We start from the raw sequence: 23,719 nt of genomic DNA on the forward strand, positions 1-23,719 counted from the left end.
CCCCATTGGGAGCCCGGCACAGTTGCGTTGTTGGAGCCGGACTGTAAGCCGGGTTTTGTCCCCCTTTCGGGGTGGCTGTCATTACTCTAGGACGACCGTTACCGGCCGCCTCAAGCAACCTACCCGGAAGCGGGGCCGGGCCGGCCCATGCGCTTCCCTATTTGGTCTTGCTCCGGACGGGGGTTGCCTGGCCGGACGGATCGCTCCGCCCGCCGGTGGGCTCTTGCCCCACCGTTTCACCCTTACCTCTCGGCCGAGGCCGGAAGGCGGTCTGCTTTCTGTTGCCCTTTCCGGGGATCGCTCCCCCCTGGGAGTTGCCCAGCGTCCTGCCCTGCGGAGCCCGGACTTTCCTCTCCGGCCCTTGCGGGCCGCGGCGACAGCCCGTCCGACTCCAAATATCGTTTCAGCCGCGGCAAAGCGCGCGGCGAATTGTCCTAGCCGGCCTGGGAGATATGCTCTTCCCAGTAGATGAGCCGCTGGCAGTTGGGGCAGCTCAGGATCTGCTGGCCCTTCTGCAGGTCGTTGTAGTTCTGCGGCGGAATCTTGATGTGGCAGCCCTGGCACACGCCGTCGGCAACAGGCACGATGACCGGATTCTCCATGCGCTCGCGGATGAACTCGTAGCGACCGAGGATCGGCGGCGGAACAACCTTGCAGGCCTTTTTCCGCTTTCTGTCCAGGCTGTCCAGAGACTTCTGAGCCTCGGCGATGCGCTGGTCCAGAGTAGCCTTCTGGGCGTCGAAATGTTCCTTGACGCCAGCGACTTCCTCGGCAATGCCCTTGAGCAGTTCTTCCTGCCTTTCGAGTTCCTCGTTCAGCGCGTCCTGTTCGTCGTCCCGCAGGCGGTTGAGTTTTTCCAGGGAATCCATTTCGCGCATCATGGCGTGGTATTCCTTGGTGTTGCCAACCATCATCAGCTTGTTCTTGCTCTTCTTGATCTTGCTGACGTCCTCCTCGATCTCGCCGGTCAGGCTGGTCTTCTTGGACTTGAGGATTTCCAGCTTGTCCGTCACCTGCTCCTTGCGGGAGTCCAGAGCGGCGAGCTGCTCCTCAAGAGCGGTCAGGGTGCGGGGAGCTTCCTCGATCTCCTTGCGCAGGATGAGGATTTCGTCATCCACCTGCTGGAGAATCACCAACTGCTCGATCTGTTTCTGGTACATGTGTCCACCTCACTGTATCTTTGAAACGCGATTGCACGCGGTTTCTTCGGGTTACTTTTCGTGAAACGAAAACGGGTCTTCGGCTTCGAAAAATCTGACTTCCACGGAGTCCAGGCTCTCTGCCAGTTCATTGGCAAAGCGGCGCATCATTTCTTCCTCAAGGGAGAAATGGCCCACATCCATGACCCGGATGTCCGCTTCCAGCGCCGGGTGATACTTCACGTCCCCGGTGACGAGCACATCCGCTCCGAGACGGGCCGCACTGCTGATCAGGCTGCCGCCGGAACCGCCGCAGAACGCCACGCGGGAGATCGTGTCCGCAATCGGACCACACTCGGTCCAGCCCCGGCAGTTCAGCGCCGAGGTCACTTTTTCCGTGAATGCCTGCCACGGCATTGCCTCGGGCAGGTCGCCGACCATGCCGATGCCGGTCTCCAGCGCCGGGCTCTGCAATTCCCGCACGTAGTATTCCTGGGATTCCTGAAGCGCGAATTCCACGCTGCCGCGGATTTCCGGCCATGCCGCTCGGTCGCAGATGATGCGCACCTCGCCGGCCCGGGTCTGGGAAACCGCATGCACGCCCGGATTTTCAGCCCATTGCTCGGCCAGTTCCCGGCGCAGGGGCCGGGACGGCAGAAACGAGACTTCCAGAGCCGGGAAGCGGTGCTCCACGTCGAGAAATCGCGTGTTTTCCAGCGCCAGATGCTCGGCCAGCCAGAAGGCGGGACCATCGGGCCGGGAGTCGAGGGAAGTGTGTGCGGAATAGAGCCATGCGCCTGCAGCCAGAAAGCGGCGCAGCACGTCCAGATACGGGCCTTCGGCATTCGGGGCCACGGGCTTGCGGTACAGGGGATGGTGGGCCACCATCACTTCCGCGCCCCAGTCCAGACATTGGGCGACCGTCTCCGGTTTCGGGTCCAGAGCCACGGCCACCTTGCGGGCCTCGGAAGCGGTTCCCGCGATCTGGAGCCCGGAATTGTCCCACGAACACTGGAACTCCTCAGGGGCCAGCTTTTTGACGGAAGATAAAATATCTTTAATTTTCATGCGGTTACACCTCCATACCGAGAAGAAGATGCTCCCCTCGGGTACCACCTCGGGGAGCATCGAAATCCTCTTCTGTCATCCTGCCTGCAGGATTTTTCAGGGAATATGAATTGGGCGGAACTACCGAATCCGTCAATCTCAATAAGTGTCTCCCGTTGGGGGCATATGGTGGGCCAGCCAGGATTCGAACCTGGGACCGACCGGTTATGAGCCGGTGGCTCTGCCAACTGAGCTACTGGCCCTCACGGTTGGAGCGGATGAATATATACATGCTCCATTACAGGTGTCAACACAACTATGCCTTCTCCCGGATGCAACGCAGGACGTGCAGGGTGATTTCCGGCGACGTGCCCAGCCGCATGGGCGGACCCCAGTAGCCCGTGCCCACGTTGACGTAGAGCAGGGTGCCTCCCACGCGGTGCAGGCCGCGCACGTACGGCTGAAACCAGTGCACGGCATAGGTCCATGGAAAGAACTGGCCACCGTGCGTGTGGCCGGACAGCTGCACGTCGAATCCGGCTTCCTCGGCCTCGAACACGGAACGGGGTTGATGGGCGAGCAGGATGGAAACATCGTGGTCCGGCGCGGCCTGCATGGCCCGGGCCGGAGAGGAGACGTGCGCGGGGTCGATGCGGCGACTGCTGTAGTCCGAAACTCCGGCCAGCAGGATGCGTCCGTTGCCCGTGTCCACCAGTGCGTGCTCATTGACCAGCGGGGTCATGCCCAGCCTGCGGACATGGGGCAGCCATTGGCGCACGCCGGAATAGTATTCGTGGTTGCCCGTGCAGAACCAGACTCCGTGCCTTGCCTTCAGGTCCGCGAACGGGGCGACCGAGTTGCGCAGTTCGGCCACGGTGCCGTCAACCATGTCTCCGGTGTGCACGACCATGTCCGGGGAAAGCGCATTCACGCGGTCAACGACCATGCGCGCCCAGTCCGCCCGAATGGTCGGGCCGATGTGCGTATCGGAAATCTGGGCGATGGCGAATCCGTCCAGCCCGGCGGGCAGCCCGGGAATTTCCAGATTCACGCGGGAGACTTCCGGTTCCTTGCGGGCCTGATACACGGAAAGGGCGCTGAGTGGTGCGGCAGTGGCAAGCATGGCCGCGTTGGACGCATTGAGCAGGAACCGGCGACGGGTCGGGTCCGGGGAGGTCCGCTTTTTGCGAAAGGGCCGTGAAAACAGGCCTGCCGTGCGCAGGGCGGCAAGGGGCAGGTCGCGCAGGAGCATGAAGACCATGAGAAAGGAGACCAGTCCGAGAAACACGTAGCCGATCCAGTCCACGGAATTGAGCCATGTCGGGCTGTCCTGCCCCCGGCGCAGAAACCATGACAGGCGCTGGCCGAAGAGCAGCACGAAGAGCATGCCCCAGCCGAGAAGCTTGGCCTGTCTGGGGATGTTCAGCGGTTCCACCAGCCGCCACCCCAGATACAGGGTGAGCAGGGTGGCCGTGGTCAGGACGATGATGATCCACGTGGACATGGTGCCTCCATGGCACAGAATAACCACGGAAGTACGTCCGCGCAAGCAGGTCACTCCACGGGGATGATGCGGGGCAGGGCACCGGCCCGGGCGAACTCGGCGCGCCAGAATTCCATGTGCTGGCGGGTCTGGACCGCATGATGCTTGTGGCAGGGCACGTAGTAGATGTCCACGAGCACGCCGTCCAGTCTGGTCAGGCTCTGGGAGATGGGGTCGCTCTGGAAATCCTCGGCGCATCCATTGTGGGAATTGGCCGGGGAATCCTGAATCATGTCCGAAAAGATGACCACCCGGCGCTGGCCCTTGCCGTGCGCCAGCCCGGTGCGGAATGCCACGGCGTTGATGGTCTCGATGATGGGCGAGGGAAGTTTCGTGTTGATGCCGGAGGCGAATGCATGTTCCAATGCCTTGGAATACCGTTGTGCAAAGAATCTTTTGGCCTTGCGTTCCCGCATGGAGGATTCCGGGTTCGAGCGGAACCATGGGCCGGGTACGGTTGCCTGAAAGAACGGAACGCAGCGCAGATCGCTTTCCGGTTCGATGGGGTAGACCGAGAGCAGACAGGCACTGGCCACGGTCTGCCGGACTTCCTGCGCTGCCTTGCGCAGTCTGCTGCGCTGGTATGGAGTCAGGGGGGTGGTTCTGTCGATGAGCACCACGGTTTGCCCATGTCGGGTATAGCTCGGGATGAGCGCGGAGTCTGCTTCTCCCTTCAGGTCCATGTAGATTGTCGTGACAACCGCGACCAGACCTGTCACTGCGAGTATGGCTGCCAGCCAGCGTCTGGCTGTGCGGTTGTTCCCTGTTTTCGGGGCGGGCATGGGGTCCTCGGGCAGGCCCTTTTCGGCAGACCTGCTGGTTGGGTAGCATTGTTGACGAACCAAGATATCGTATTGTCTATATAGATATCATACGATAGAGGTGCGGTGCTCGTCAACTTCCGAGAACGTCTTTGGCAATATTCATGAATCGTTTCAGGAGCGGAGAAAGCCATTTCCCCTTGCTGCGAACCATGAGCAGGCCGGTTTCCAGCTCCGGGCCGTTCCAGGCAAGAGGCGACAGCCAGCCGCCGGAAAGCATTTCGCGAACCGCGTGTCTGGGAAAGATGGAAATGCCCGTGCCTTCGGCCACGGTCTGCCGGATTGCCTCGGAGCAGGAAAATTCGTGCACGGCTGCGGGGGAAACCCCTTCGTCGTCCAGCAGGTCTTCGAGAATTTTCCGGTAGCTGCAGTCTGCCGAGGAATACAGAAGCGTCTGCCCGTCCATGTCTGCCGGGCCGATGTTCCTGCGCTCGGCAAGGGGGTGGGATGGTCCGGCCACGAGAATCAGGGGCTCGGTGCGCAGCAGGGTGACCTCCATGTCACTGCCCCGGACCGAATCCGCGTACAGAAAGGCGAGGTCGGTCACGCCCTTGCGCAGGTCCTCGGCCAGATTGCGGCCCAGACAGGGGCGGATGTCCAGTCGCACGCGGGGATACTTGGCGGAAAACTGGCGCACTACCTTGGGAAAACCCCATGCGCAGGCCGACTCAGGGACGCGCATGACCAGTCCGCCGCGCGCCTCGGCAGCCCCGGTGAGTTCGCTTCTGATCTCCTCGGAAAGGTCTTCGGCTCTGGTGGCATAATCCAGAAGCCGCTCTCCGGCCGAAGTCAGCCGAATGGTCCGGCCCATGCGTTCGAACAGCTTGATGTCCAGCGAGGTTTCCAGAGCCTGAATCTGGGCGGAAACCGAGGACTGCACCAGCCGCAACTCCCGTGCGGCCCGGGTGAAGCTCAGGGTGCGGGCCACGACCCGGAATGTCTTGAGTTGTCGAAGTTCCATGGGGTTTGTCCGCGTTGAGTGTCTCTTTTTCGGAAAATGCCGATCGTGAAATGCGATATCGGCGACTGTTGCTATCGCATATCACGATGGTCTGCCGCGGACAATGGTCGGGATGGTCAGAACAGGGGATAGATCGCGGATTCCGTGGTCCGGTCGCGTCGGCCCGAAGGCATGGGGACGCTGGTCCGTGACAGGGAGCCCGTGTCCAGAATTTCGCGGAGCGTTTGGCCCAGGCTGTCGGCATAGCGCTGGTTGGCCTCGGCATTGGGATGGCCGTCGAACGGGTACAGTCGGAACAGGTATCTGCCGTCGGGCGTGCATTCGTCCATGTCGACCGGGCCGGGCCGCCAGAGGATGCCTGTGCGCGACAGGAACTGCTGATAGCGCGGATCGTGGGTCAGATACTGGACCACAAAGGTTGCCTTGTGCCTGTGGCAGAGTTCGCGCATGGCCACAAGCAGGTGTTCGGTGGTGGCGCGTTTGAGTGACTGGTCTGCACGGCGCAGGAATCGGAGCCGGTTCAGGCCGCGTTCCGCAAGTCCGGCCAGCAGCAGCCTGTCTGCACCGGGCAGTCGCTTGTAGGCTTCGAGCCTGCCCCGGAGCAGCTTGCGCTTGCGGTTTCGGCCCATGCGGGAAATGCAGGCCGGCGGGGTGCCGCCGTATTCCGAAAGCATGCGCAGGTAATGGAAGTCGTTGATCGATCGGGTTTCCAGCCCCGGGGAAAAGCCGAGGACCACGATTTTCGGTTTGTCCTGCGGTATGGTTTGTTCCATGCGCAGAAGCATCTGGTACAGGGAATACCCGGCGACTCCGTAGTTGCGAACCCGTGCGTCAGGCAGTGATTGCGCCAGAAGCCACGGATAGGTTTTCTGATCGTCCAGTCCCCAGCCGAAGGTGTTGGAGCAGCCGTGGATCGACACAAGGGGCGCATCAGCATTGCCTTCCGGGGTGATGCGGCATCCGCGCGAATCCGTGGTCACGGAATAGTCGAGGCGCAGATTCTTGCGCGGGATGGAAAAGGATTCCCGGGCCGTGTGGTCCGGTCTGAGAGCCCAGCCGAGAATCGGGTCGGGTTGGTGGGCCGTGAAGGTCTTTACCACTGCCGGGACCATGACCTTGTCCTTTTTCCGATTCCCCTGAAACAGCGGGGTCGCGATGCGGAGCAGACATTCGCTCCATGCGGTCAGTCCAAGCACGGCGAGCGGTCCGGCCGGGCCGAACAGAGGGTAACAACCGCCCGCCGCAAGCAGGGGGAGCCCGTACACTGCGGCGGTTGCCGGAAGGGAAAATCGTTCAAGGCGATTCGACGTGTTTCGGTTCGAATGGAAATTCATGGACATTCCCGCCCATTATCACGCCGGGGCCGGGAAAACAACGAATCAGAGCAGGATTCGGAACAGCCCGTATCCCACGGCCAGCAGACACAGGCACGGGGGAACCAGCCGTTTCCATGTCGCGCCAAGATCGGTCTTGAAATACTGGCAGGTCAGGATGAAGCAGACATGGATGGGCGAGATCATGACCCCGGTGAAGCCGGAAAACGTGGCCAGCACCAGATAGGGGATCTTCTGGTCCATGAGCCCCAGATTGCCGAGCAGGCCGAGGAGCAGGGGGAAGGTCGCGCCCACGAACGCCACGTTCACCCCGGCCACTGCGCCCACCAGAAACGGCAGGAACACGGACGCCGCAAACAGGGCTGCGTCGCCGCCCGCTGTCCGGGCCATTTCATCCACGACTCCGGCCGCGTGCATCACGTCCTTGAACACGAAGATGGACGCGATCACCGAAAGCATGGCCCAGAGGCTCCTCTTGCCCAGCACCGCGCGCAGAAAGGGCAGGCCCAGCCGGTTCTGGATCATGACGGAGCATACGGCCGAGGCCAGTGCAGCGATCACGCCCCATTCGAACGGGATGCCCCGGGTAAACACGGACAGCGCGGTTTCCAGACCGATGGCGCCAACAATGGCCACGAGCAGAGGCAGGCCGTGGCGCAGGATGTCCCGGATTCTGCCGCCTGCCCTGGGCAGGTCCGCGCTCATGGTCACGTCGCCCAGCACCCCGGGCCGCAGATAGAAGAGCCAGCCCAGTCCGAACATGGCGAAGACTCCGGGCCATGTGCGCGAGATGAGTGAGGCAATGGGGATGTCGGCAAGGGCCACGGTCAGAATGATGCCCGGGTACAGGGGCCATGCCAGCTCCCATACGTGGCGGAACCAGTGGTTGATCAGGGCGAGATTGCGGCTGGAAATGGGCATGCCCTCGGCGGCTGTCCTGATCATGGGCGCGGAGAACACGGCTCCGCCCGGCATGGGCAGCAGGCCGATCAGGGCCGGAAAGAACACCAGCCGCACGCGCGGGCTGCGCAGATATCCGGAGAGCGCATCCATGAGCCGCCGGGACTGGCCGGACCGTTCCAGCGCGTCGGACAGCATCAGGATCAGGCCCACGATGGCCGCGAGAAAAAGGAATTTCTCCTGAGTCAGGGCGAGCGCGCTCGTGGTGGCCCAGTCCATGACGCCCAGCCCGAACAGCAGGGCCATGACCAGCCCGCCCGCCAGAATGGACAGACCGAGGCTGACCTTGAAGCGGATGCCGATCAGCATGACCGTGAAAGCGGCCACGACCTTGAGAAACGGGGCGAACTTGAGCAGCAGGTCCACGAAATCCTCCGGACGGAAAAGTTGGTTGCGGAATTTTTGGGCTACTCTTTTCCCGGCCGAAAGGAAACGCCAAAATGCGTCATTTCGCAGATGCTCCCCGCGTCGGGACTTGCCCGGGAACGCGCATTCCGCTACTCTGCGCGGCCTGTGCAACGGAAACTCCCGGGAGGCCCGAACATGACCGAATTGCAGATGCGCGAACACGTCTTCGCCACCGTGATGGACAGGATCGAGAAACAGGACGATGCCAAGCGGCAGGAAGCCCTTGCCGAATACATGGCCGTGACCATGACCGGGGGCAACAGCCCGGAGCAGGTCGCCGGCATGATCCCCCCGATCATGAAGGAACTCTACACGAAATGGGTGACCATGTTCGTGGATCGTCTCATGGAGACCGCGGACCGCAAGGCGCTGGAACTGCTTTGCGACGGCACCGAGGAGAATTCCGCGGCCCTGCTGCTCACCTATGTCATGTTTCTGGAATCCGCGCGCATGGAAAAGCAGGTTCAGGAAGACCTGAACGAATACGGTCGCAGGATGACCGGTTCCGACGATCTCGGCGACGCTGCCGCGAATTTTCTGCGCGCCCGGCTGGCCCAGATCGCGGGGCAGGCCGGGGGACCCAAGGGCAACGCCTAGCTGTCACGAAATTTTGTCAACAGGAAGCCCGTTGCAAGCGATTGCAACGGGCTTCCTGTTGTTTCTGCCTGAGTCAGGAGGCGGATTCGGCCTTGGTCGCTTTTGGCGAGCGGGTCAGCCGCTTCTGGAAATCATCCATGTAGGTGTAGAACACCGGGGTCAGGTACAGGGTGACCACCTGCGACAGGGCCAGCCCGCCGACCACGGCAAGGCCGAGGGGGCGCCGGACCTCGGCCCCGGCTCCGATGCCCAGCGCAATGGGCAGTGCGCCCATGATCGCGGCCAGCGTGGTCATCATGATGGGACGGAACCGGATCACTGCGCCGTTGAACGCGGCCTCGCCCGCATCCAGTCCCTTTTTCTCTTCCTCGATGGCGAAATCCACCACCATGATGGAGTTCTTCTTCACGATGCCGATGAGCATGATCAGGCCGACCATGCCGTACAGGTCCAGATCGTAGCCGAACGCGAACAGGGTGATGAGTCCGCCCAGTGCGGCGGATGGCAGGCCCGAAAGAATGGTCAGGGGATGGATGAAGGATTCGTAGAGCGAGCCGAGCAGGATGTAGATGGCCACGATGGCGATGAACAGCAGGAAGTACAGGCTGTTCATGGACTCGGCAAATGCACCTGCCGTGCCTTCGAACATGGTGCTGATGGTCGGGGGCAGTTCCTTGTCCGCCAGTTCCTCGACGGCCTTTGTGATCTGGCCCAGCGAGGTGCCGGGCCTGCCGCTGAACGCATAGGTCACGGACTGGAGCTGGCCCGTGTGGTTGACCGTGACCGGGCCGAGGCTCTCCCGGATCGTGCACAGTGCATCCAGCCGGATCAGGTCCCCGGAATCCGCGCGCACGTAGAGCATGGACAGGGCGTCGTGGTTGCGCTGGAATTCCGGCTTGAGCTGCATGATGACCTTGTATTCGTCCGTGGTGGCGTAGATCGTGGAAATCTGGCGTTCGCCGTAGGCCGTGAACAGCGCGCTTTCGATCTGCCGGGCTGAGACGCCGAGGCTGGCGGCCAGATTCCGATCGATGTCCAGCTCCACATGCGGGCTGGTCATCTGGAGGTCGCTGTTCACGCCCGTGAGCAGGGGATGCCTGCGCAGGCTGGCCTCGAATTTCGCTGCGTCGGGATAGAGTCGGTCCGGGTCCGGGGAGAGCAGGGTGAACAGGTAGTCGCCCTTGGCCTGCTTGCCGCCGATGGGAATCATGGGCGGGTTGACCAGAAAGGTGGCCAGTCCGGGGATGGCATTGGTCGGTCCCCACATGGATTGGATGATTGCATCGATGTCGGGCCGTTCACCCTGCGGTTTGAGCAGGGCGATGGCCATGCCCTGATTCGTCAGGGGAACGCCGATGATCTGGATGTCGCTTTCCACGCTCGGAGTGTTGGCGAAGATCGGGAACAGCCTTGATTGGTGCCGCTCCATGGATTCGTAGGAAATGCCCTGCCGCGCCTGCGTGAAGCCCATGATCACGCCCTGGTCGTCGCTGGGCAGGAAGCCCTTGGGAATGACCACGAATGCCCATGCCGTGACCCCGAGCATGACCACGGAGGCGAGCAGGGTGCCCAGCCTGTGGCGGATGCAGAAGCGCAGGCTGGCGCGATATCCGCGCAGCAGCCTGTCGAACAGGGGATCGGACTCGGCAAGGCGGCTCTTTTCACGCAGCATCCGGCTGGCAAGCATGGGCGTGAGGGACAGGGAGACCACGCCCGAGACCAGTACGGCCGTGGCAATGGTCAGGGCAAATTCGTGCAGCACCCGGCCGATGATTCCGGCCATGAACACGATGGGCACGAACACGATGGCCAGCGACAGGGTCATGGACACGATGGTGAACCCGATTTCCCCGGCTCCGTCGCGCGCGGCCTGCATCGGGGGCTTGCCCATCTCCAGATGACGCACCACGTTTTCGATCATCACGATGGCGTCGTCCACCACGAATCCCACGGACAGGGTCAGGGCCATGAGCGAAAACGTGTCCAGCGTGAACCCGAGCAGATGCATGACCGCAAAGGTCGCCACGATGGAAAACGGGATGGCCACGGACGAGATGAACGTGCTCGCCGGATTGCGCAGGAACACGAACACCACCATGATCACCAGAGCCACGGCAAGGCCGAGGGTGAACTGCACGTCCTGCACGGAATCGCGGATGAATTCGCTCTTGTCGTGCACGATGGTCATGTCGAGGCCCGCAGGCATCTGGGAGCGGATCCACGGCAGCTTTTCCCGGATGTCGTCCACGATTTCGATGGTGTTGGTGCCGGGCTGGCGCTTGATCGCGATGGTCAGGCTGCGCTTGCCGTTCCGCCACGAGCTGAACCGCTCGTACTTGACCCCGTCCTCTACTGCGCCGAGCTCGTCCAGCCGCACGGGTTGGCCGTCCTTCCACGCCACGATCTGCCCCCGGTACTGGTCCGCCCTGTACAACTGGCCGTCCGCATCCAGAGTCAGGGATTCCTCCCTGCCTTCCAGATTGCCCAGCGGCAGGTTCACGTTGGCATCGGTCACGGACTGCATGACCTCGTCGATGCCCAGCCCGCGCGAGGCCAGTTCCCTCGGGTCCAGACGCACGCGCACCGCGTACTGCTGTTCCCCGTATATCTCGACCTGGGCCACGCCCGGAATCATGGAAACGGTCTGGGTCAGAAAGGTCTTGGCATAGTCGTTCACCGTGTACAGGGGCAGGGTGTCGGACTGGAGCGAAATGTACAGGATCGGGCTGTCCGCCGGGTTCACCTTTTCGAAGGCCGGTTCGTCGGTCATGTCGTCCGGCAGTTCGCCCTCGGCCCGGGAAATCGCGGCCTGCACGTCCATGGCCGCGCTGTCGATGTCCCGGTCCAGATCGAATTGCAGGGTGACTGTGGTACTGCCCAGCGAGTTGACCGAACTCATGGAATCCAGCCCGGCTATGGTGGCGAATTCCCGTTCAAGGGGCGAGGCCACGCTGGAGGCCATGGTGGACGGGCTGGCCCCGGACAGGGTTGCGTCCACCTGAATCGTGGGAAATTCCACGGCCGGAAGATAGCTGACCGGCATGTTCGCATACGAGACAAGGCCGAAGAACAGCAGGCCGAGCATGGCCAGCGTGGTCATGACCGGACGCTGGATGAACAGGTCCGTGCCGCGCATCACGAGCCTCCCTTGTCCGAACCGTCCTGCGTTTCGGGACCGGATGCGTCATCGGAATCGCCGGTGTCGTGTCCCCTGGCTGTTTCCGTTTCCTTTTCCTGCGTTCCGTCCTGTTTCGTGGCCGGCACAATGCTCACGGCCGCGTCCGGATGGAGTCGGAACATGCCGTCCGTGACCACGGTTTCCCCGGGTTTCACGCCCTGCTTCAGCACCACTTCGTCATCGTCCCGCTGGAGCACCTGCACGGGCCGCATCGTGGCCTTGTCCTGCTCCACCACGAATACGTAGTGCCCGTCCGGGCCTTTCTGCACGGACTGGGATGGCAGGTGCACCGCATTCGGAATGGTGCTCAGAATCAGGGTCACGGCCACGAACTGGCCGGGCCAGAGCCGCTGGTCCTTGTTGGGAAATCGTGCCTTGAGGTTGATCATGGCCGTGGCCGGATTGACCCAGTTGTCCACGAAGGTGAGCTGTCCTGTGGCCGGATCATTCTCCATGCCGGAAACCTCGGCTGTCACGGTCAGGTCCTCGTCCACAACATGCCCGCGCACCAGTTTCAGGTAGCGGCCCGGAATGGAAAAGACCACGTCCGCCGGGGACACGGTTTTCACGCTCACCAGTTCCGTGCTGTCCTGTGATACCAGATTGCCCTCGTCCAGCAGGGTGCTGCCCGCAATGCCGTCGATGGGCGAGGTGACCCGGGTGAACGTGACGTTGCGCCCGGCGATTCCTGCCTGCGCAAGGTCCGCTTCCATGGCCTTGTGCGCGGATTCGTACGCGGTCTGTTTCTGCTCGAATTCGTCGCGCGAGACCACGCCCTGATCATACAGGCTCTTGAAGCGCAGATAGTCCTTCTGCGCCATTTCCGCCTGCGCCCGGTCGCGGGCCACGTCGGCCTGTGCGCCCTTTTGCGTGAACACGTAGCTTTCCGGGTCGATGGTGTACATGAGCTGTCCGGCGCGCACATGGTCGCCGTCCAGAAAATGGATGCGCAGAATCTGGCCGCTCACCTGTGGCTTGAGCGTCACGGAATTGGAGGCCTTGACCGTGCCCACCCCCTTGATGGTGCGCAGGGCGTTCCGGGCCTCGGCCTTGACCACGGACACGGGAACCGGAGGCGGCGCCTGCGGTTTTTCCTTGTCCGTGCAGCCGGAAATCAGGGCGAGCATGATGAGCGTCGCCAGAAGCAGGGCGGACCGGAAACGGGCGCGGAAAGGCATGCGGGCCTCCGTGTTGCTGGAAGTGAGGGAACTGCTTCCAGCTATACAAAGGCCGGGGAATTACGGCAAGGGGGGGATTGCCTTCGGAGGTTTCCCTTTCCGGAAGGCTAAGGCTCGATGCGGCGGATGATGCGGGCCGGATTGCCGCCCACCATGGTGCACGGCGGCACGTCCTTCGTGACCACGGCTCCGGCTGCGACCATGGCGTTTTCTCCCACGGTCACGCCCGGGCACAGGATGGCCCCGCCGCCGATCCAGACATTGTCGCCCACGGTCACGGCATGCCCGTATTCCAGCCCCGAAAGCCGTTTCGACGCCTCCACCGGATGGGTGGCCGTGTACACGGACACGGACGGGCCGAACTTGACGTTGCTGCCGATGCGGACCATCCCCGGGTCCAGAATCGTGCACCCGAAATTGAAGAACACGTTGTCGCCGAGTAGGATGTTGCACCCGTAGTCGCAGAAAAAAGGCGGTTCGATGAGTACGCCGGCCCCCATGGCGCCGAAGAGTCGGCGCAGCAGGGCAGTGCGTTCCTCCTTCCGGTCCGGAGCCGAGTCGTTGAATGCCTTGAACAACTGCCGCGCCTTGAGGCGCAGGGCATTCAGTTCCTCGTCATCCGCGTTGTACGCGAGCCCCTGAATCATTTTTCGGAATTCGGTCATGACATCCTCGTCGGGCGGGTCAGCCAATGGCCGTGCCGCATTGGGCAATGGCCTGTTCCACGGATTCGGCAACCTCTTCCGGCGGGTCTGCGACCCCGGATTCCATGAGGCCCACCTGAAGGTTCAGCTCGCGTTGCACCGGGATGGCATTGGTGTTGAAATACCGTTTCCAGAGCGGCACGGCCTTTTCCGGGCGTTCCAGCCGCACCATGGTCAGCCCCAGATACAGGAACGCGTCCCTGTATTCCCGGTCCAGTCGCAGACAGCGTTCGAATTCCAGCTTGGCCTGACGGTACATGCCCAGCCGGTACAGGCTCACGCCCAGACGGTAGCGCACGTCCGCATCGTTCTTGTCGGACTGGATGTATTCCTTGTACCCGTCCCGGGCTTCTTCCCACCTGCCGTCCACATAGGCCGCATTGGCCTCCCTGATCACGTCCACGGTGTCTGCCGTGGCCGCAATGGGCTGGTCCGGGTCTTCCTTCCTGAATCGGCGAACCGCGCCAAACAGGAAATTGCGGCGCGCCTTGTTGATCTTGTCGGCCATGGGTCTCCTCCTCTCATGAGAACGCGCGCACAGGATACGGATTATTTCCCCCGGGTCAACATCAGGCTGTCCCGAAAGGGCAATCTGCTGCGTTGCTGCGAAAGGGACAAATCCTCGCGTATTTTGTATACGCGTCGGCCTTGTCCCTTTCTTGCGCCTTGCATCTTACCCTTTCGGAACAGCCTGATAATCGTGAGGCAATCTGCTGCGTTGCTGCGAAAGGGACAAACCCTCGCGTATTTTGTATACGCGTCGGCCTTGTCCCTTTCTTGCGCCTTGCATTTCACCCTTTCGGAACCGCCTGAGAATTGTGAGGCAATCTGCTGCGTTGCTGCGAAAGGGGGCAGCCTGCTCGTGTGACGATTCCGGGAATGCTTCGGGCGGTTGCAATTCCCTTGGGTTCATGAAAGGAAACCCGCATGAATCACGAAATTTTCGGCTGGACCGGCAAGGTCCTGCACATTGACCTGACGACCCGGGAAATCCGGGTGGAACAGCCGGACATGGACCTGTACCGCGAGTTTCTCGGCGGACGGGGCATGGCCGGGCACTTTCTGCGGCCGCACTGCGACCGGGATTGGAACGATCCCGCCATGCCCGTGCTCGTGTTTGCCGGGTCGTTGACCGGAACGGATGCGCCTGCGTCCAGCCGGTGCTGCATCATGTCACGTTCTCCGTTGACCGGAACCGTGGCCGATGCCACCGTGGGCGGCAGGCTGGGCACGGAAATCAAACATGCGGGCTGGGACGGCCTGATCCTGACCGGACAGGCTGACGCGCCGTGCGGCGTGATTGTCGAGGACCGCAAGGTGCGTCTTGTCGAGGCTGCGCACCTGTGGGGGCGCGAGGTGCCGGATTTGTTCCGGGAACTGGAAGCCCGTGCGCCTGCGGATGCGTCCGTGTCCTGCATTGGACCGGCAGCGATCAACGGTTCCCCGCTGGCCGGGATCACGGTCGATCGTCGTCATTTTTCCGGACGCGGCGGACTGGGATTGAGCCTTGCCGCAAAAAACATGCTTTATCTCGCGGTGTGCGGTACCGGACGCGTGGCCGTGCGCAATCCCATGGCTCTGGCCAGTGCGCGCGAGGACATCCTGCGGCTTTCCGCTGCCTCGCCCGTGCTCATGGGCAGGCACGGCTTTTCCAACTGGGGCACGGCTGCCCTGTGCGACCTGACTGCCTCCCGGCGCATGATGCCCACGGACAACTTTTCCCGCACCTTTTTCCCGGCGGCTGCCTCGTGCAATGCTCCGGCCATGCACGCCCGGTACGATTCCCGCGCGTTCGGCTGTCCGGGCTGTCATGTGAACTGCAAGCGCGAGTCCGCGGATGGCCGCGTACTGCCCGAGTTCGACGCGCTGTCCCACTTCACGGCCCTGATCTGCAATGATGACCTTGAGCTGGCTGTGGATGCTGTCTCCCTGTGCCGCAAGCTGGGCCTGGACCCGGTTTCCGTGGCCGGGACTCTGGCCTGCCTTCGGGAAATGGACGGCGCGGATTTCGACCGCGAAACCCTGATTGCCCGCATTCGGGAAATGGCCGAGGGCGGCGATCTGGGGCAGGGGGCTCTGCATTTTGCCGAGACCTGCGGCAGGCCGGAATTTGCCATGGCAGTCAAGGGGCTGGAACTGCCTGCGTTTGACCCGCGTGGCGCGCATGGGCTGGCTTTGGCCTATGCCGTGTCCACGCGCGGCGGCTGCCATTCCCGGGCTTTTCCCGTGAGTCACGAGGTGTTGCGCAAGCCGGTTGCCACGGACCGCTTTTCCTTCATTGGCAAGGCGCCCATGATCAAGGGAGCCGAAGACCTGTACGCGGCTGCCGAATCCCTGATCGCCTGCAACCACATGTTCCTCTCCTCGGGCATGGAGGAGTACGCCCGGGCGTTTTCCGCCGTGACCGGCATGGCCGTCTCGGGCGTGGACCTGCTCCGGGCCGGGGAGCGCATCGTGTACAATGAACGGATCATGAACGCGATGAACGGATTCGCGGCCTGCGACGACGATCTGCCCGAACGTTTTTCTCTCGGAACCCGGCACGTCCGGGGCCGGAATCGAAGTGCGGCCCATTGACCGGGACGCATTTCTGCGGGCTCGGAAAACGTATTATGCGGTGCGCGGGCTGGACGAACAGGGCGTGCCCGTGCGCGAGACTGCCGAACGACTTGGATTGGAGTGGAACGAATGAAGACCATGTGCGACACGTACGCGCGCAAGCTCGTGACCCGGGGACTGGTTTTGGAAGACGACGTGCTCGTGGCCGGAACCGATGCGGAACTGGTGTGGAACCGCGAGGACCCGCGCACTGCGGAGCTGGAAACGGCAATGGCGGAGATCGGGGCAGGCTCGCTGGTCTTTGCCCGGCCTGCCGAGCCGTTTTGCACCATCATGGAATTCCTGTGTGCCCGCAGCCGGAAATCCGTGAAGCCGCGTGATACCGAGACCCGGACCTTTCTGCATGACATCCCCATTGTGCGTGAGTTTTCTGCCGAGGCCCTTGCCAGGGGACTGTCCCGACGCAAGGCCGTGCTCATTCCGGGCCACGGCATTGCGGCCTGCGGTTCGGTCATGCCGGAACAGGCGTTCGTGTTTTATTCTTCCACCTGCTTTGCGGTTTCCGTGCTCTTCTTTTCGGAATATCTGACCCGGATGCGCATCAGTGCGCTGGACCCGGAATACCGGGCTGCGTTCTGGCGGGCCTGCGCGCATCTGCCCGAGCCGCGCATTGATCTGCCGGACCTGCTGCACGGTCCGTTCGAGTCCGAGGATCAGGCCGTGGCCGCCATGACTCAGGCCGGGCGCGCCGTGGTGGAGTATGGTCTGGTGGATTCCTTTTTCGGCAATGTGTCCTGCCGCGTGGACGACGTGATCCACATCAGCCAGACCGGGAGTTCCCTTGACGAGCTGGAAGGGTGCATCGACCCGTGCCCCATGGACGGCTCGTCCTGCGCCGGGCTGACCGCGTCCTCGGAACTCACGGCGCACGAGGACGTGTACCGCCGCACCCCGGCCCGCTGCATCCTGCACGGCCACCCGCGTTTTTCCGTGATCATGTCCATGTACTGCGACCGCGACGACTGCGTGAATCGGGACGCCTGCCACATCCATTGCACGGAAAAGCGGTTTGTGGGCGATGCGCCCGTCGTGCCCGGCGAGGTCGGCACCGGCCCCACGGGACTGTGCCACACCCTGCCGCCCGCACTGGAAAGACACGACGCGGCCATCGTGCTCGGCCACGGCGTGTTCGCCACAGCCCGGACCGATTTCAACGACGCGTTCCGCACCCTGCTGGAAACCGAGAACGCCAGCCGCGAGGCCTATTTCGAACTGGTAAGGTCGTTCGGCGGGTAGGGGGCTTGTAGCGGCTCTTGTCAAAGTCTGGTCGGATGTTTGACGAAGCAATGTGAAAAAAGGGACGGCAGGACAAAAGTCCTGCCGTCCCTTTTTCAATGGAGGAGAGAAAGTTCGGAAAATCAGGCGTGGAGTTTCTTGAGCAGCCAGGCCATGTTTTGGCCGAGGGTCTTCATGGTTTCCAGACCTTCGGCATCCTGCTGCACCTCGCCCTTGTTCATGCCGATGCCCATGTTCCAGTAGCGGGAGCCGGGCACGATCATCTGTTCGATGAAGAAGAAGGTGTTCAGGGCATTGAAGGTCTGCATGGCCCCGCCGCGACGGCAGGCAACCACGGCCGCGCCCACCTTGCGGGCGAACATGCTGTCGTTGGCAAGGGCCACCATGCCCGCACGGTCGATGAGCGCCTTCATTTCCGTGCTCACGTTGCCGAAATACGTGGGTGAGCCCAGAATGATGCCGTCAGCCTCGTCCATGCGTGTGATGCAGTCGTTCATGAAATCCCTGGTCACAGCGCATCGGCGATCCCGGTTTTCAAAACATTTGCTGCACGCGATGCAGCCGTCCATGCGTTTGCCGGACAGTTCCACCAGTTCGGTTTCAATGCCTTCGGCCTCCAGCTCCGCGAACACCATGCGGATCATGTCCGCGGTATTGCCGCCCTTGCGGGCGCTTCCGTTGAATGCAACGACTTTCATGTCGGCTCCTTTGCTTTTCGAGAGCTACATGTCCAGCTGGGTCCAGATCGAGATCACGGGTTCCCCGGCCAGCACTTTGTCCAGCCTTTCGCCCAAGACCGGAAATCACGGCTGATCGCAGTGTGCGTTCAGGTCTGATTCGGAACGCCACAGCTCAGGGAGCATGAAGCGGCTCGGATCGTCCGGGCCGCGTGCATTTCGTGGCGCACGCAACCTGCGTCCTTGCGGCTGTTTGCCACCAGTTCCGCGAACAGGGGCCGGGCTGTGTCCGCCATGCCCGGCCGCACCGAGAACAGCACGTGGTCCGCGATAATTACTTGTTGCCCCACGTGTTGTGATGCACCTTGCTTTCGTCGTATCGATCTTCGGACTTGCGCTCCTGCGCGGGCCAGCCGATGACCGCGAAACCCAGGGGCATGACATGCTCGGGCAGGTCGAACATGCGGCGGAATCCGTCAAAGCTGTCCTCGCTGGGAAGAATGCCGGTCCAGACTGCGCCCAGTCCCTTGGCGTGCGCAGCCAGCAGCAGGTTCTGCATGGCTGCGGAGCAGTCCTGCATCCAGTATCCCGGATATTTTTCCAGATTCCGATCGCCGCAGACCAGAATGCCCATGGGCGCGTGCCCAGCCATGGCGGCATTGGAATTCAGGTTCTTGATGTTTGCCAGTTTTTCGCGATCGTCCACCACGACGAATTGCCACGCCTGCGCGTTGCCCGCGCTCGGGGCCATCATGGCCGCGCCCAGAAGATCGCGCACAATCTCCGGGGAAACAGGCTTGTCCTGATATTTCCGGATGCTTCTGCGGGTGCCCATGGCTTCGAAAACGTCCATGTCATTTCTCCTTCGTAGTGAGTGAATGTTGTCTGACTTTACGCTGACAATCTTTTCTGACATTATAGCAGAAATATCAAGTACGCACCAATTTGTGCTGTAGGCACCTTTTGGAAACCATGTGCGGAATGTCTTTGCGCAAGAACCGCATTTTCATGAAAGCTTACGGGAGAGCCCATGTCCGGCAGCACTCTCAAGACCTGCGGGAACAAGAAATATCACTGCACCGTGGAGCTGACGCTTCAGATCATCGGTGGCAAGTGGAAACCCATCATCATCTATCATCTGGGGCGGGACGGTACGCTCCGTTTTTGCGAACTGAAGCGGACCATTCCCAACATCACCCAGAAGATGCTGACGCAGCAGCTCCGGGAACTGGAGGCGGACAACATCGTGCATCGCGAAGTCTATGCCCAGGTGCCGCCTCGTGTGGAGTATTCCCTGACGCCGACCGGGGAAAGCGTGCTCCCGGTCGTCCATCAGTTGTGCGAGTGGGGGCGGATGTACGAAGAGGCCATGGCCGGGCTTGTGCGGGAACACGCCGAAGCCGTATAACTGCGCCAATGGTTATTTTTTGCAATCATTCCCTTTTCCTGCCCGGTAAATGGCGGTATTTCACTGTGGTCAGTGACTGAAAGGCACACGAACAATGACCACGGGAAAAGACATGAAATCCATACGCGCGGCAGTGGAGGCCGGATTCGCGGCCCTGCAAGGGGATCGCTCGTCTCCCTCGCTCGACGAACTGCGCGCGCTCAAGGCGAATCTGGATGACTACCGCGTTGCCGTGGAATCCCGGGAGGAGGGGCTGCGCAGCACCCTGACCAGCCTTGTGGACGACATGGGCCGCACCAGCGAAAAGCTGACCGAAACCGGCCTGCGTCTGGAGGGCATTCTGGAGGCAGCCGAGGACGTGGCCTTTGTCATCCATCGCGACGACGATACCGGCGGGATCATCGAATTCAGCGCCGGGGCGCAGCATATTTTCGGCTATGCCCGCGACGAGATTCTGGGCTGTTCCGTGAACGTCCTGTGTGCGGAAGGCGGGCCGGGAAAACACGGGGATTGCGGAAGCGGCATGTCCGCCAACCGGGCAAGGTTCCGGCGCAGGAGCGGCGAGATTTTTCCGGGCCTGTATTCCCTGCATCAGCTCAGGAAGGGCGAGGGCCAGAGTCTGGGCAGTCTGCTCATCGTGCTGGACGTGTCCAAGCGCGAACTCGCCGAGCGCGTGCTGCGCGAAACCCAGCAGCAGTACAAGGCTCTGCTCACGGCATCGCCCATTTCCATCATGGCCTTTGACGCGCAGGGCACCATCACGCTGGTCAATGACTGGCACCTGCACCGCATCGACAGGGATCGGCTTTCTCCGGAATTCTACATAGGCAAGAAACTGTGGGACATCCCGGGCGTGATCCGCGCCGGACTGGGCGAGCGGCTCAGGGGCGTGCTGCGTGGACGAACCGTGTCTCTGGAGGACGTGATCATTCCGGCCTTCGGCGACAGGGAGGAGGTCTGCCAGAATTTCCGCTGCGCTCCGGTCATGGAGGGCGATGCGGTCACGGGCGGCATTCTCATTCGCGAGGACGTGACCCGGCGCAAGCGTACCGAGCGCGACCTCAAGCTGCTCATCGACAGTTCTCCCATCACCATCGTCAAGCTGGAGCTGACCCCGCACGGCAGGATCATCCGTTCCCTGAACCCGGCCGGGCTGGAAATGTTCGGCAGGCAGGCCCTTGGCCGTCCCCTGTCCGATTACGTGACCCGGCTGGAAACAGGCCCGGTGTCCGCTCCGGTGCCCGAGGAGTCCTGCGAGGTGCTGTCCCCGCGTGGCAGGCTGCTGGCCGTGCGCACCCGGCACAGACCCAGCCCGGAATACGAGATTCAGGCCATCATGGACGTGACCGACCTGTTGCGGGCCAAGAAGGCGGCCGAGGACGCGAGTCAGGCCAAGAGCGATTTTCTGGCCAATATCAGCCATGAAATCCGCACTCCGCTCAACGGGCTGCTTGGCATGCTTCAGCTTTTCAAGGATTCCGAGCTGCCCGGGGACCTTGCGGAAATGGCGGATTACGCCTTTGATTCCGCGCGCAGTCTGCTGATTCTGCTCAACGATATTCTCGACTTTTCCGTTGTCGAGGCCCGGGCCGTGGAACTTGACGAAAAACCCGTGAATCTTGCCGGGATCGTGGACGTGGTGATCGGGCCCTACAGTCTGGAGGCCTCGTCCAAGGGGGTGGCCCTGAGCTGGCTTGCGGATGCGTCCCTGCCGCAGGAGGTGTGCGCGGATGCGCGGCGGCTGCGGCAGGTGCTGTTTCATCTGGTGGGCAATGCCATGAAATTCACGGATGCCGGGGACGTTTCGGTGAGCGCCTGTCTGCTGCCCGCCACGGTGCGTGGTCGCAGAGGCAAGCTGCTGTTTCTTGTGCGGGATTCGGGCATCGGCATTTCCCCGGACAAGCTGGGCGTGATCTTCGAGCTGTTCCGGCAGGGCGACGGATCGCGTACGCGTCGCCACGGCGGGACCGGCATCGGGCTGTCTCTGGTCAGGCGGTTCGTGCAGGCCATGAACGGCACGGTCTGCATCAGCACCGAACCCGGGCAAGGCACGGAGATTGCCTTTACCGTGGAAGTGGGCCTGTGATCCGGCCCGATTCCCTCTGTATTCCGGTTTTGAAAATCGCAGGCGAACCGTGTATGATTCGGCCCTTCGACAACCCATTCAGCCTCAAGAGGTATGCATGCCATCCATTGACCGGGTTCAATTCCGGCTTGTCGACGTGTCGGCGGGCTGGCTTGAAGTGTGCCTGAACCTGAACGATACCGCGTATGACCTGAGCGTTTCCAGCGCCCTGTCCGAACCGCTCCGCGACCTGTTTCAGGGCCTTCTGGACCTGCGTCAGGCGCGGGACGACGAATATCGTCATCTGGAATTCGAGTGGGTGGGCGAAGGCTGGATGTACGAATGGACCCTGACTCCGCTGGAAAACGACATGGTCCGTGCCCGGGTGGCCTTTTCCGGCCAGCGCACCGAGGGCGGCAAGGTGTTTCCGGTCTGGAATCTGCAATTTTCGCTGGGCTGGGAAGATTTCGCGGCACAGGCTCTGGAGCAGGGCGCGGGACTGCTGCGCGCCCACGGGTTTGCGGGTTATCTGGAGCGCTGGGGCAAGGATTTTCCGGCCGGACAGATGGTCCGTCTCGGCCACGCCCTGCACGGTCTGGATGCGGGCATCGAGGATTTCGATCGCGAACTGACCTACATTTCTTCAGCCGGAGCACAGGCATGAAGTCGTATCGCAAGGAACTTTGGTTCGAGATCCCCTCGCGCCGGGGATTCGTGAACATCACCCCGGACGTGGAGGCCTGCCTGCGCGAATCCGGCATCCGGGAGGGGCTGTGTCTGGTCAACGCCATGCATATCACGGCCTCGGTCTTCATCAATGATGACGAGTCCGGCCTGCATCACGACTACGAGGTCTGGCTGGAAAGGCTCGCCCCGCATGAGCCCGTGAGCCAGTACCGCCACAACGGGTACGAGGACAACGCCGACGCGCACATGAAGCGTCAGGTCATGGGCCGGGAAGTGGTGGTGGCCGTAACCGAAGGCAGGCTGGACTTCGGTACGTGGGAGCAGATTTTCTACGGCGAGTTCGACGGCAGGCGGCGCAAGCGCGTGCTTGTCAAGATCATCGGGGAATAGCCGACCGTGCGCCCGGCAGGCGCGAAAAATCCTCAAGACCGGACTTGACCCTGCATCGAAACAGGCATATTGCCTGCTCTCTTTGCTGTCATTTTTCCGGTTTCGGGCCATCTATCATTGCCCGAACCGCAATCCGCGTGCATACTTGACGGTAACGGCAGGATTGTTGCCGTGATTCCGTATCGCCAATAATCAAGGAGAAGCCATGACTCTTACCGATCCCTGCACCCTGTTCAGCGGCGGTGCCCAGGGTGCCGAAGCCGAATTCGGGCGCCTTGCCGAACAGCATTCCATTGCGGAAGTGAATTTCACCTTCGATGGCCACAAGATTCAGCGCAGCCGCGGCCTGCGCGTGCTTACCGACGAGGAGCTGGTGCGCAAGGACGTGAGCCTGACCTACGTGTCCAAACTGCTGGACCGCAGGTTCACCAATGCCGAAAAGATGCGCAAGGTCCTTCAGACCATCATGTATCAGGTCGAGGCCGGACACGAGGTCTTCGTGATCGGTTCCCTGCAGCCCGACGGCACGGTCAAGGGCGGCACGGGCTGGGGAGCGGAATTCGCCAAGATCTGCAACAAGCCCCTGTACGTGTTCGATCAGGCCAGGAACGGCTGGTTCAAGTGGGCTTCCGGCGAATGGACCCCGGACGGTGCCCCCCGGATCACCCGTCATCATTTCACGGGTACCGGAACCCGTTTTCTGGAGGACAACGGCCGTCAGGCCATTGCCGACCTGTTTGCCCGGTCCTTCAAGTAGACAGTTCCGC

Annotated in this window: 23 protein-coding genes, 1 tRNA gene and 1 other RNA gene; 9 read left to right on the forward strand and 16 right to left on the reverse strand. The window is 62.1% G+C overall.

The window, feature by feature from the left end; genetic code table 11:
• Nucleotides 1-28 precede the first annotated feature (28 nt).
• The 9 genes from rnpB to MPN23_RS14965 all read right to left on the reverse strand — a co-directional run bounded on the left by rnpB (nt 29) and on the right by MPN23_RS14965 (nt 8,171).
• Nucleotides 29-393: RNase P RNA component class A (rnpB, locus tag MPN23_RS14925), an RNA gene on the reverse strand.
• A 41-nt stretch (nt 394-434) separates the two neighbouring features.
• A complete protein-coding gene (locus MPN23_RS14930) occupies nt 435-1,160 on the reverse strand; it encodes a zinc ribbon domain-containing protein (protein WP_243544997.1) in 726 nt (241 codons plus the stop codon).
• Between the two features lie 51 nt (nt 1,161-1,211).
• Nucleotides 1,212-2,207: a Nif3-like dinuclear metal center hexameric protein gene (locus tag MPN23_RS14935; RefSeq protein WP_243544998.1), complete on the reverse strand. Its 996-nt coding sequence runs from the start codon at nt 2,205-2,207 to the stop codon at nt 1,212-1,214.
• 166 nt (nt 2,208-2,373) lie between these two features.
• Nucleotides 2,374-2,449 (reverse strand) — tRNA-Ile (locus MPN23_RS14940).
• A gap of 53 nt (nt 2,450-2,502) precedes the next feature.
• Nucleotides 2,503-3,690, reverse strand: coding sequence for a metallophosphoesterase (locus MPN23_RS14945; protein ID WP_243544999.1), 1,188 nt, complete (start codon nt 3,688-3,690; stop codon nt 2,503-2,505).
• A 50-nt stretch (nt 3,691-3,740) separates the two neighbouring features.
• Nucleotides 3,741-4,511 (reverse strand): hypothetical protein, encoded by a 771-nt coding sequence (locus tag MPN23_RS14950; RefSeq protein ID WP_243545000.1) that lies wholly within the window; start codon nt 4,509-4,511, stop codon nt 3,741-3,743.
• Between the two features lie 112 nt (nt 4,512-4,623).
• The gene (locus tag MPN23_RS14955; RefSeq protein WP_243545001.1) at nt 4,624-5,511 is read right to left on the reverse strand and encodes a LysR family transcriptional regulator; all 888 of its coding nucleotides are present in this window, start codon (nt 5,509-5,511) and stop codon (nt 4,624-4,626) included.
• Between the two features lie 116 nt (nt 5,512-5,627).
• Nucleotides 5,628-6,845 carry an SGNH/GDSL hydrolase family protein gene (locus tag MPN23_RS14960; protein ID WP_243545002.1) on the reverse strand — a complete coding sequence of 406 codons (1,218 nt, stop codon included), beginning with the start codon at nt 6,843-6,845 and terminating at the stop codon, nt 5,628-5,630.
• 45 nt (nt 6,846-6,890) lie between these two features.
• On the reverse strand, nt 6,891-8,171 hold the full coding sequence (locus MPN23_RS14965; protein WP_243545003.1) for a DUF401 family protein: 1,281 nt from the start codon (nt 8,169-8,171) through the stop codon (nt 6,891-6,893).
• A 177-nt stretch (nt 8,172-8,348) separates the two neighbouring features.
• Between MPN23_RS14965 and MPN23_RS14970 the strand changes: the two genes are divergently transcribed.
• Nucleotides 8,349-8,810 carry a hypothetical protein gene (locus tag MPN23_RS14970; protein ID WP_243545004.1) on the forward strand — a complete coding sequence of 154 codons (462 nt, stop codon included), beginning with the start codon at nt 8,349-8,351 and terminating at the stop codon, nt 8,808-8,810.
• 73 nt (nt 8,811-8,883) lie between these two features.
• Here MPN23_RS14970 and MPN23_RS14975 read toward each other — a convergent pair whose 3' ends face one another.
• The 4 genes from MPN23_RS14975 to MPN23_RS14990 all read right to left on the reverse strand — a co-directional run bounded on the left by MPN23_RS14975 (nt 8,884) and on the right by MPN23_RS14990 (nt 14,378).
• Complete coding sequence (locus tag MPN23_RS14975) at nt 8,884-11,946, reverse strand: efflux RND transporter permease subunit (protein ID WP_243545005.1); 3,063 nt, start codon at nt 11,944-11,946, stop codon at nt 8,884-8,886.
• Nucleotides 11,946-13,166 carry an efflux RND transporter periplasmic adaptor subunit gene (locus tag MPN23_RS14980; RefSeq protein ID WP_243545006.1) on the reverse strand — a complete coding sequence of 407 codons (1,221 nt, stop codon included), beginning with the start codon at nt 13,164-13,166 and terminating at the stop codon, nt 11,946-11,948. The genes MPN23_RS14975 and MPN23_RS14980 overlap by 1 nt, the downstream gene beginning before the upstream one ends.
• Nucleotides 13,167-13,273: 107 nt before the next feature.
• Nucleotides 13,274-13,831, reverse strand: a complete 558-nt coding sequence (locus MPN23_RS14985; RefSeq protein ID WP_243545007.1) for a sugar O-acetyltransferase — start codon at nt 13,829-13,831, stop codon at nt 13,274-13,276.
• 19 nt (nt 13,832-13,850) lie between these two features.
• On the reverse strand, nt 13,851-14,378 hold the full coding sequence (locus MPN23_RS14990; protein WP_243545008.1) for a tetratricopeptide repeat protein: 528 nt from the start codon (nt 14,376-14,378) through the stop codon (nt 13,851-13,853).
• A gap of 419 nt (nt 14,379-14,797) precedes the next feature.
• Here MPN23_RS14990 and MPN23_RS14995 point away from each other — a divergent pair, with 419 nt between their 5' ends.
• Genes MPN23_RS14995 through MPN23_RS15000 form a run of 3 tightly spaced genes read left to right on the forward strand, consistent with a single transcriptional unit; the run spans nt 14,798 to nt 17,725 of the window.
• Nucleotides 14,798-16,447, forward strand: a complete 1,650-nt coding sequence (locus MPN23_RS14995; RefSeq protein ID WP_279388676.1) for an aldehyde ferredoxin oxidoreductase family protein — start codon at nt 14,798-14,800, stop codon at nt 16,445-16,447.
• Nucleotides 16,434-16,562 (forward strand): aldehyde ferredoxin oxidoreductase C-terminal domain-containing protein, encoded by a 129-nt coding sequence (locus tag MPN23_RS17045; RefSeq protein ID WP_279388677.1) that lies wholly within the window; start codon nt 16,434-16,436, stop codon nt 16,560-16,562. The genes MPN23_RS14995 and MPN23_RS17045 overlap by 14 nt, the downstream gene beginning before the upstream one ends.
• On the forward strand, nt 16,559-17,725 hold the full coding sequence (locus MPN23_RS15000; protein WP_243545009.1) for a class II aldolase/adducin family protein: 1,167 nt from the start codon (nt 16,559-16,561) through the stop codon (nt 17,723-17,725). The genes MPN23_RS17045 and MPN23_RS15000 overlap by 4 nt, the downstream gene beginning before the upstream one ends.
• Before the next feature lie 122 nt (nt 17,726-17,847).
• On the opposite strand, the gene MPN23_RS15005 is transcribed toward MPN23_RS15000, so the two are convergent.
• From MPN23_RS15005 to MPN23_RS15015, 3 genes are all read right to left on the reverse strand, one after another.
• The gene (locus tag MPN23_RS15005) at nt 17,848-18,423 is read right to left on the reverse strand and encodes a flavodoxin family protein (RefSeq protein WP_243545010.1); all 576 of its coding nucleotides are present in this window, start codon (nt 18,421-18,423) and stop codon (nt 17,848-17,850) included.
• A gap of 128 nt (nt 18,424-18,551) precedes the next feature.
• Nucleotides 18,552-18,752 carry a putative quinol monooxygenase gene (locus MPN23_RS15010; RefSeq protein ID WP_243545011.1) on the reverse strand — a complete coding sequence of 67 codons (201 nt, stop codon included), beginning with the start codon at nt 18,750-18,752 and terminating at the stop codon, nt 18,552-18,554.
• Nucleotides 18,737-19,255 carry a nitroreductase family protein gene (locus MPN23_RS15015; RefSeq protein WP_243545012.1) on the reverse strand — a complete coding sequence of 173 codons (519 nt, stop codon included), beginning with the start codon at nt 19,253-19,255 and terminating at the stop codon, nt 18,737-18,739. Before MPN23_RS15015 ends, MPN23_RS15010 begins: the two co-directional genes overlap by 16 nt.
• A gap of 177 nt (nt 19,256-19,432) precedes the next feature.
• On the opposite strand from MPN23_RS15015, the gene MPN23_RS15020 reads away from it, so the two are divergent.
• The 5 genes from MPN23_RS15020 (at nt 19,433) to MPN23_RS15040 (ending at nt 23,709) form a co-directional block, all read left to right on the forward strand.
• Complete coding sequence (locus tag MPN23_RS15020; RefSeq protein ID WP_243545013.1) at nt 19,433-19,810, forward strand: winged helix-turn-helix transcriptional regulator; 378 nt, start codon at nt 19,433-19,435, stop codon at nt 19,808-19,810.
• A 112-nt stretch (nt 19,811-19,922) separates the two neighbouring features.
• Nucleotides 19,923-21,896 carry an ATP-binding protein gene (locus MPN23_RS15025; RefSeq protein ID WP_243545014.1) on the forward strand — a complete coding sequence of 658 codons (1,974 nt, stop codon included), beginning with the start codon at nt 19,923-19,925 and terminating at the stop codon, nt 21,894-21,896.
• A 97-nt stretch (nt 21,897-21,993) separates the two neighbouring features.
• Complete coding sequence (locus MPN23_RS15030; RefSeq protein WP_243545015.1) at nt 21,994-22,539, forward strand: hypothetical protein; 546 nt, start codon at nt 21,994-21,996, stop codon at nt 22,537-22,539.
• Nucleotides 22,536-22,952, forward strand: coding sequence for a secondary thiamine-phosphate synthase enzyme YjbQ (locus tag MPN23_RS15035; protein ID WP_243545016.1), 417 nt, complete (start codon nt 22,536-22,538; stop codon nt 22,950-22,952). Before MPN23_RS15030 ends, MPN23_RS15035 begins: the two co-directional genes overlap by 4 nt.
• 205 nt (nt 22,953-23,157) lie before the next feature.
• Nucleotides 23,158-23,709, forward strand: coding sequence for a hypothetical protein (locus MPN23_RS15040; protein WP_243545017.1), 552 nt, complete (start codon nt 23,158-23,160; stop codon nt 23,707-23,709).
• The last annotated feature ends 10 nt before the right edge of the window (nt 23,710-23,719 follow it).

The organism is Pseudodesulfovibrio tunisiensis (genome assembly GCF_022809775.1).
Lineage (GTDB): Bacteria > Desulfobacterota > Desulfovibrionia > Desulfovibrionales > Desulfovibrionaceae > Pseudodesulfovibrio > Pseudodesulfovibrio tunisiensis.

Excerpts from the sequence above, each read along its gene's own strand:
- MPN23_RS14930 (WP_243544997.1), bottom strand. The coding sequence starts at position 1,160 with ATGTACCAGAAACAGATCGAGCAGTTGGTGATTCTCCAGCAGGTGGAT.
- MPN23_RS14935 (WP_243544998.1), bottom strand. The coding sequence starts at position 2,207 with ATGAAAATTAAAGATATTTTATCTTCCGTCAAAAAGCTGGCCCCTGAG.
- MPN23_RS14945 (WP_243544999.1), bottom strand. The coding sequence starts at position 3,690 with ATGTCCACGTGGATCATCATCGTCCTGACCACGGCCACCCTGCTCACC.
- MPN23_RS14950 (WP_243545000.1), bottom strand. The coding sequence starts at position 4,511 with ATGCCCGCCCCGAAAACAGGGAACAACCGCACAGCCAGACGCTGGCTG.
- MPN23_RS14955 (WP_243545001.1), bottom strand. The coding sequence starts at position 5,511 with ATGGAACTTCGACAACTCAAGACATTCCGGGTCGTGGCCCGCACCCTG.
- MPN23_RS14960 (WP_243545002.1), bottom strand. The coding sequence starts at position 6,845 with ATGAATTTCCATTCGAACCGAAACACGTCGAATCGCCTTGAACGATTT.
- MPN23_RS14970 (WP_243545004.1), top strand. The coding sequence starts at position 8,349 with ATGACCGAATTGCAGATGCGCGAACACGTCTTCGCCACCGTGATGGAC.
- MPN23_RS14975 (WP_243545005.1), bottom strand. The coding sequence starts at position 11,946 with ATGCGCGGCACGGACCTGTTCATCCAGCGTCCGGTCATGACCACGCTG.
- MPN23_RS14980 (WP_243545006.1), bottom strand. The coding sequence starts at position 13,166 with ATGCCTTTCCGCGCCCGTTTCCGGTCCGCCCTGCTTCTGGCGACGCTC.
- MPN23_RS14985 (WP_243545007.1), bottom strand. The coding sequence starts at position 13,831 with ATGACCGAATTCCGAAAAATGATTCAGGGGCTCGCGTACAACGCGGAT.
- MPN23_RS14990 (WP_243545008.1), bottom strand. The coding sequence starts at position 14,378 with ATGGCCGACAAGATCAACAAGGCGCGCCGCAATTTCCTGTTTGGCGCG.
- MPN23_RS14995 (WP_279388676.1), top strand. The coding sequence starts at position 14,798 with ATGAATCACGAAATTTTCGGCTGGACCGGCAAGGTCCTGCACATTGAC.
- MPN23_RS15000 (WP_243545009.1), top strand. The coding sequence starts at position 16,559 with ATGAAGACCATGTGCGACACGTACGCGCGCAAGCTCGTGACCCGGGGA.
- MPN23_RS15005 (WP_243545010.1), bottom strand. The coding sequence starts at position 18,423 with ATGAAAGTCGTTGCATTCAACGGAAGCGCCCGCAAGGGCGGCAATACC.
- MPN23_RS15015 (WP_243545012.1), bottom strand. The coding sequence starts at position 19,255 with ATGGACGTTTTCGAAGCCATGGGCACCCGCAGAAGCATCCGGAAATAT.
- MPN23_RS15020 (WP_243545013.1), top strand. The coding sequence starts at position 19,433 with ATGTCCGGCAGCACTCTCAAGACCTGCGGGAACAAGAAATATCACTGC.
- MPN23_RS15025 (WP_243545014.1), top strand. The coding sequence starts at position 19,923 with ATGAAATCCATACGCGCGGCAGTGGAGGCCGGATTCGCGGCCCTGCAA.
- MPN23_RS15030 (WP_243545015.1), top strand. The coding sequence starts at position 21,994 with ATGCCATCCATTGACCGGGTTCAATTCCGGCTTGTCGACGTGTCGGCG.
- MPN23_RS15035 (WP_243545016.1), top strand. The coding sequence starts at position 22,536 with ATGAAGTCGTATCGCAAGGAACTTTGGTTCGAGATCCCCTCGCGCCGG.
- MPN23_RS15040 (WP_243545017.1), top strand. The coding sequence starts at position 23,158 with ATGACTCTTACCGATCCCTGCACCCTGTTCAGCGGCGGTGCCCAGGGT.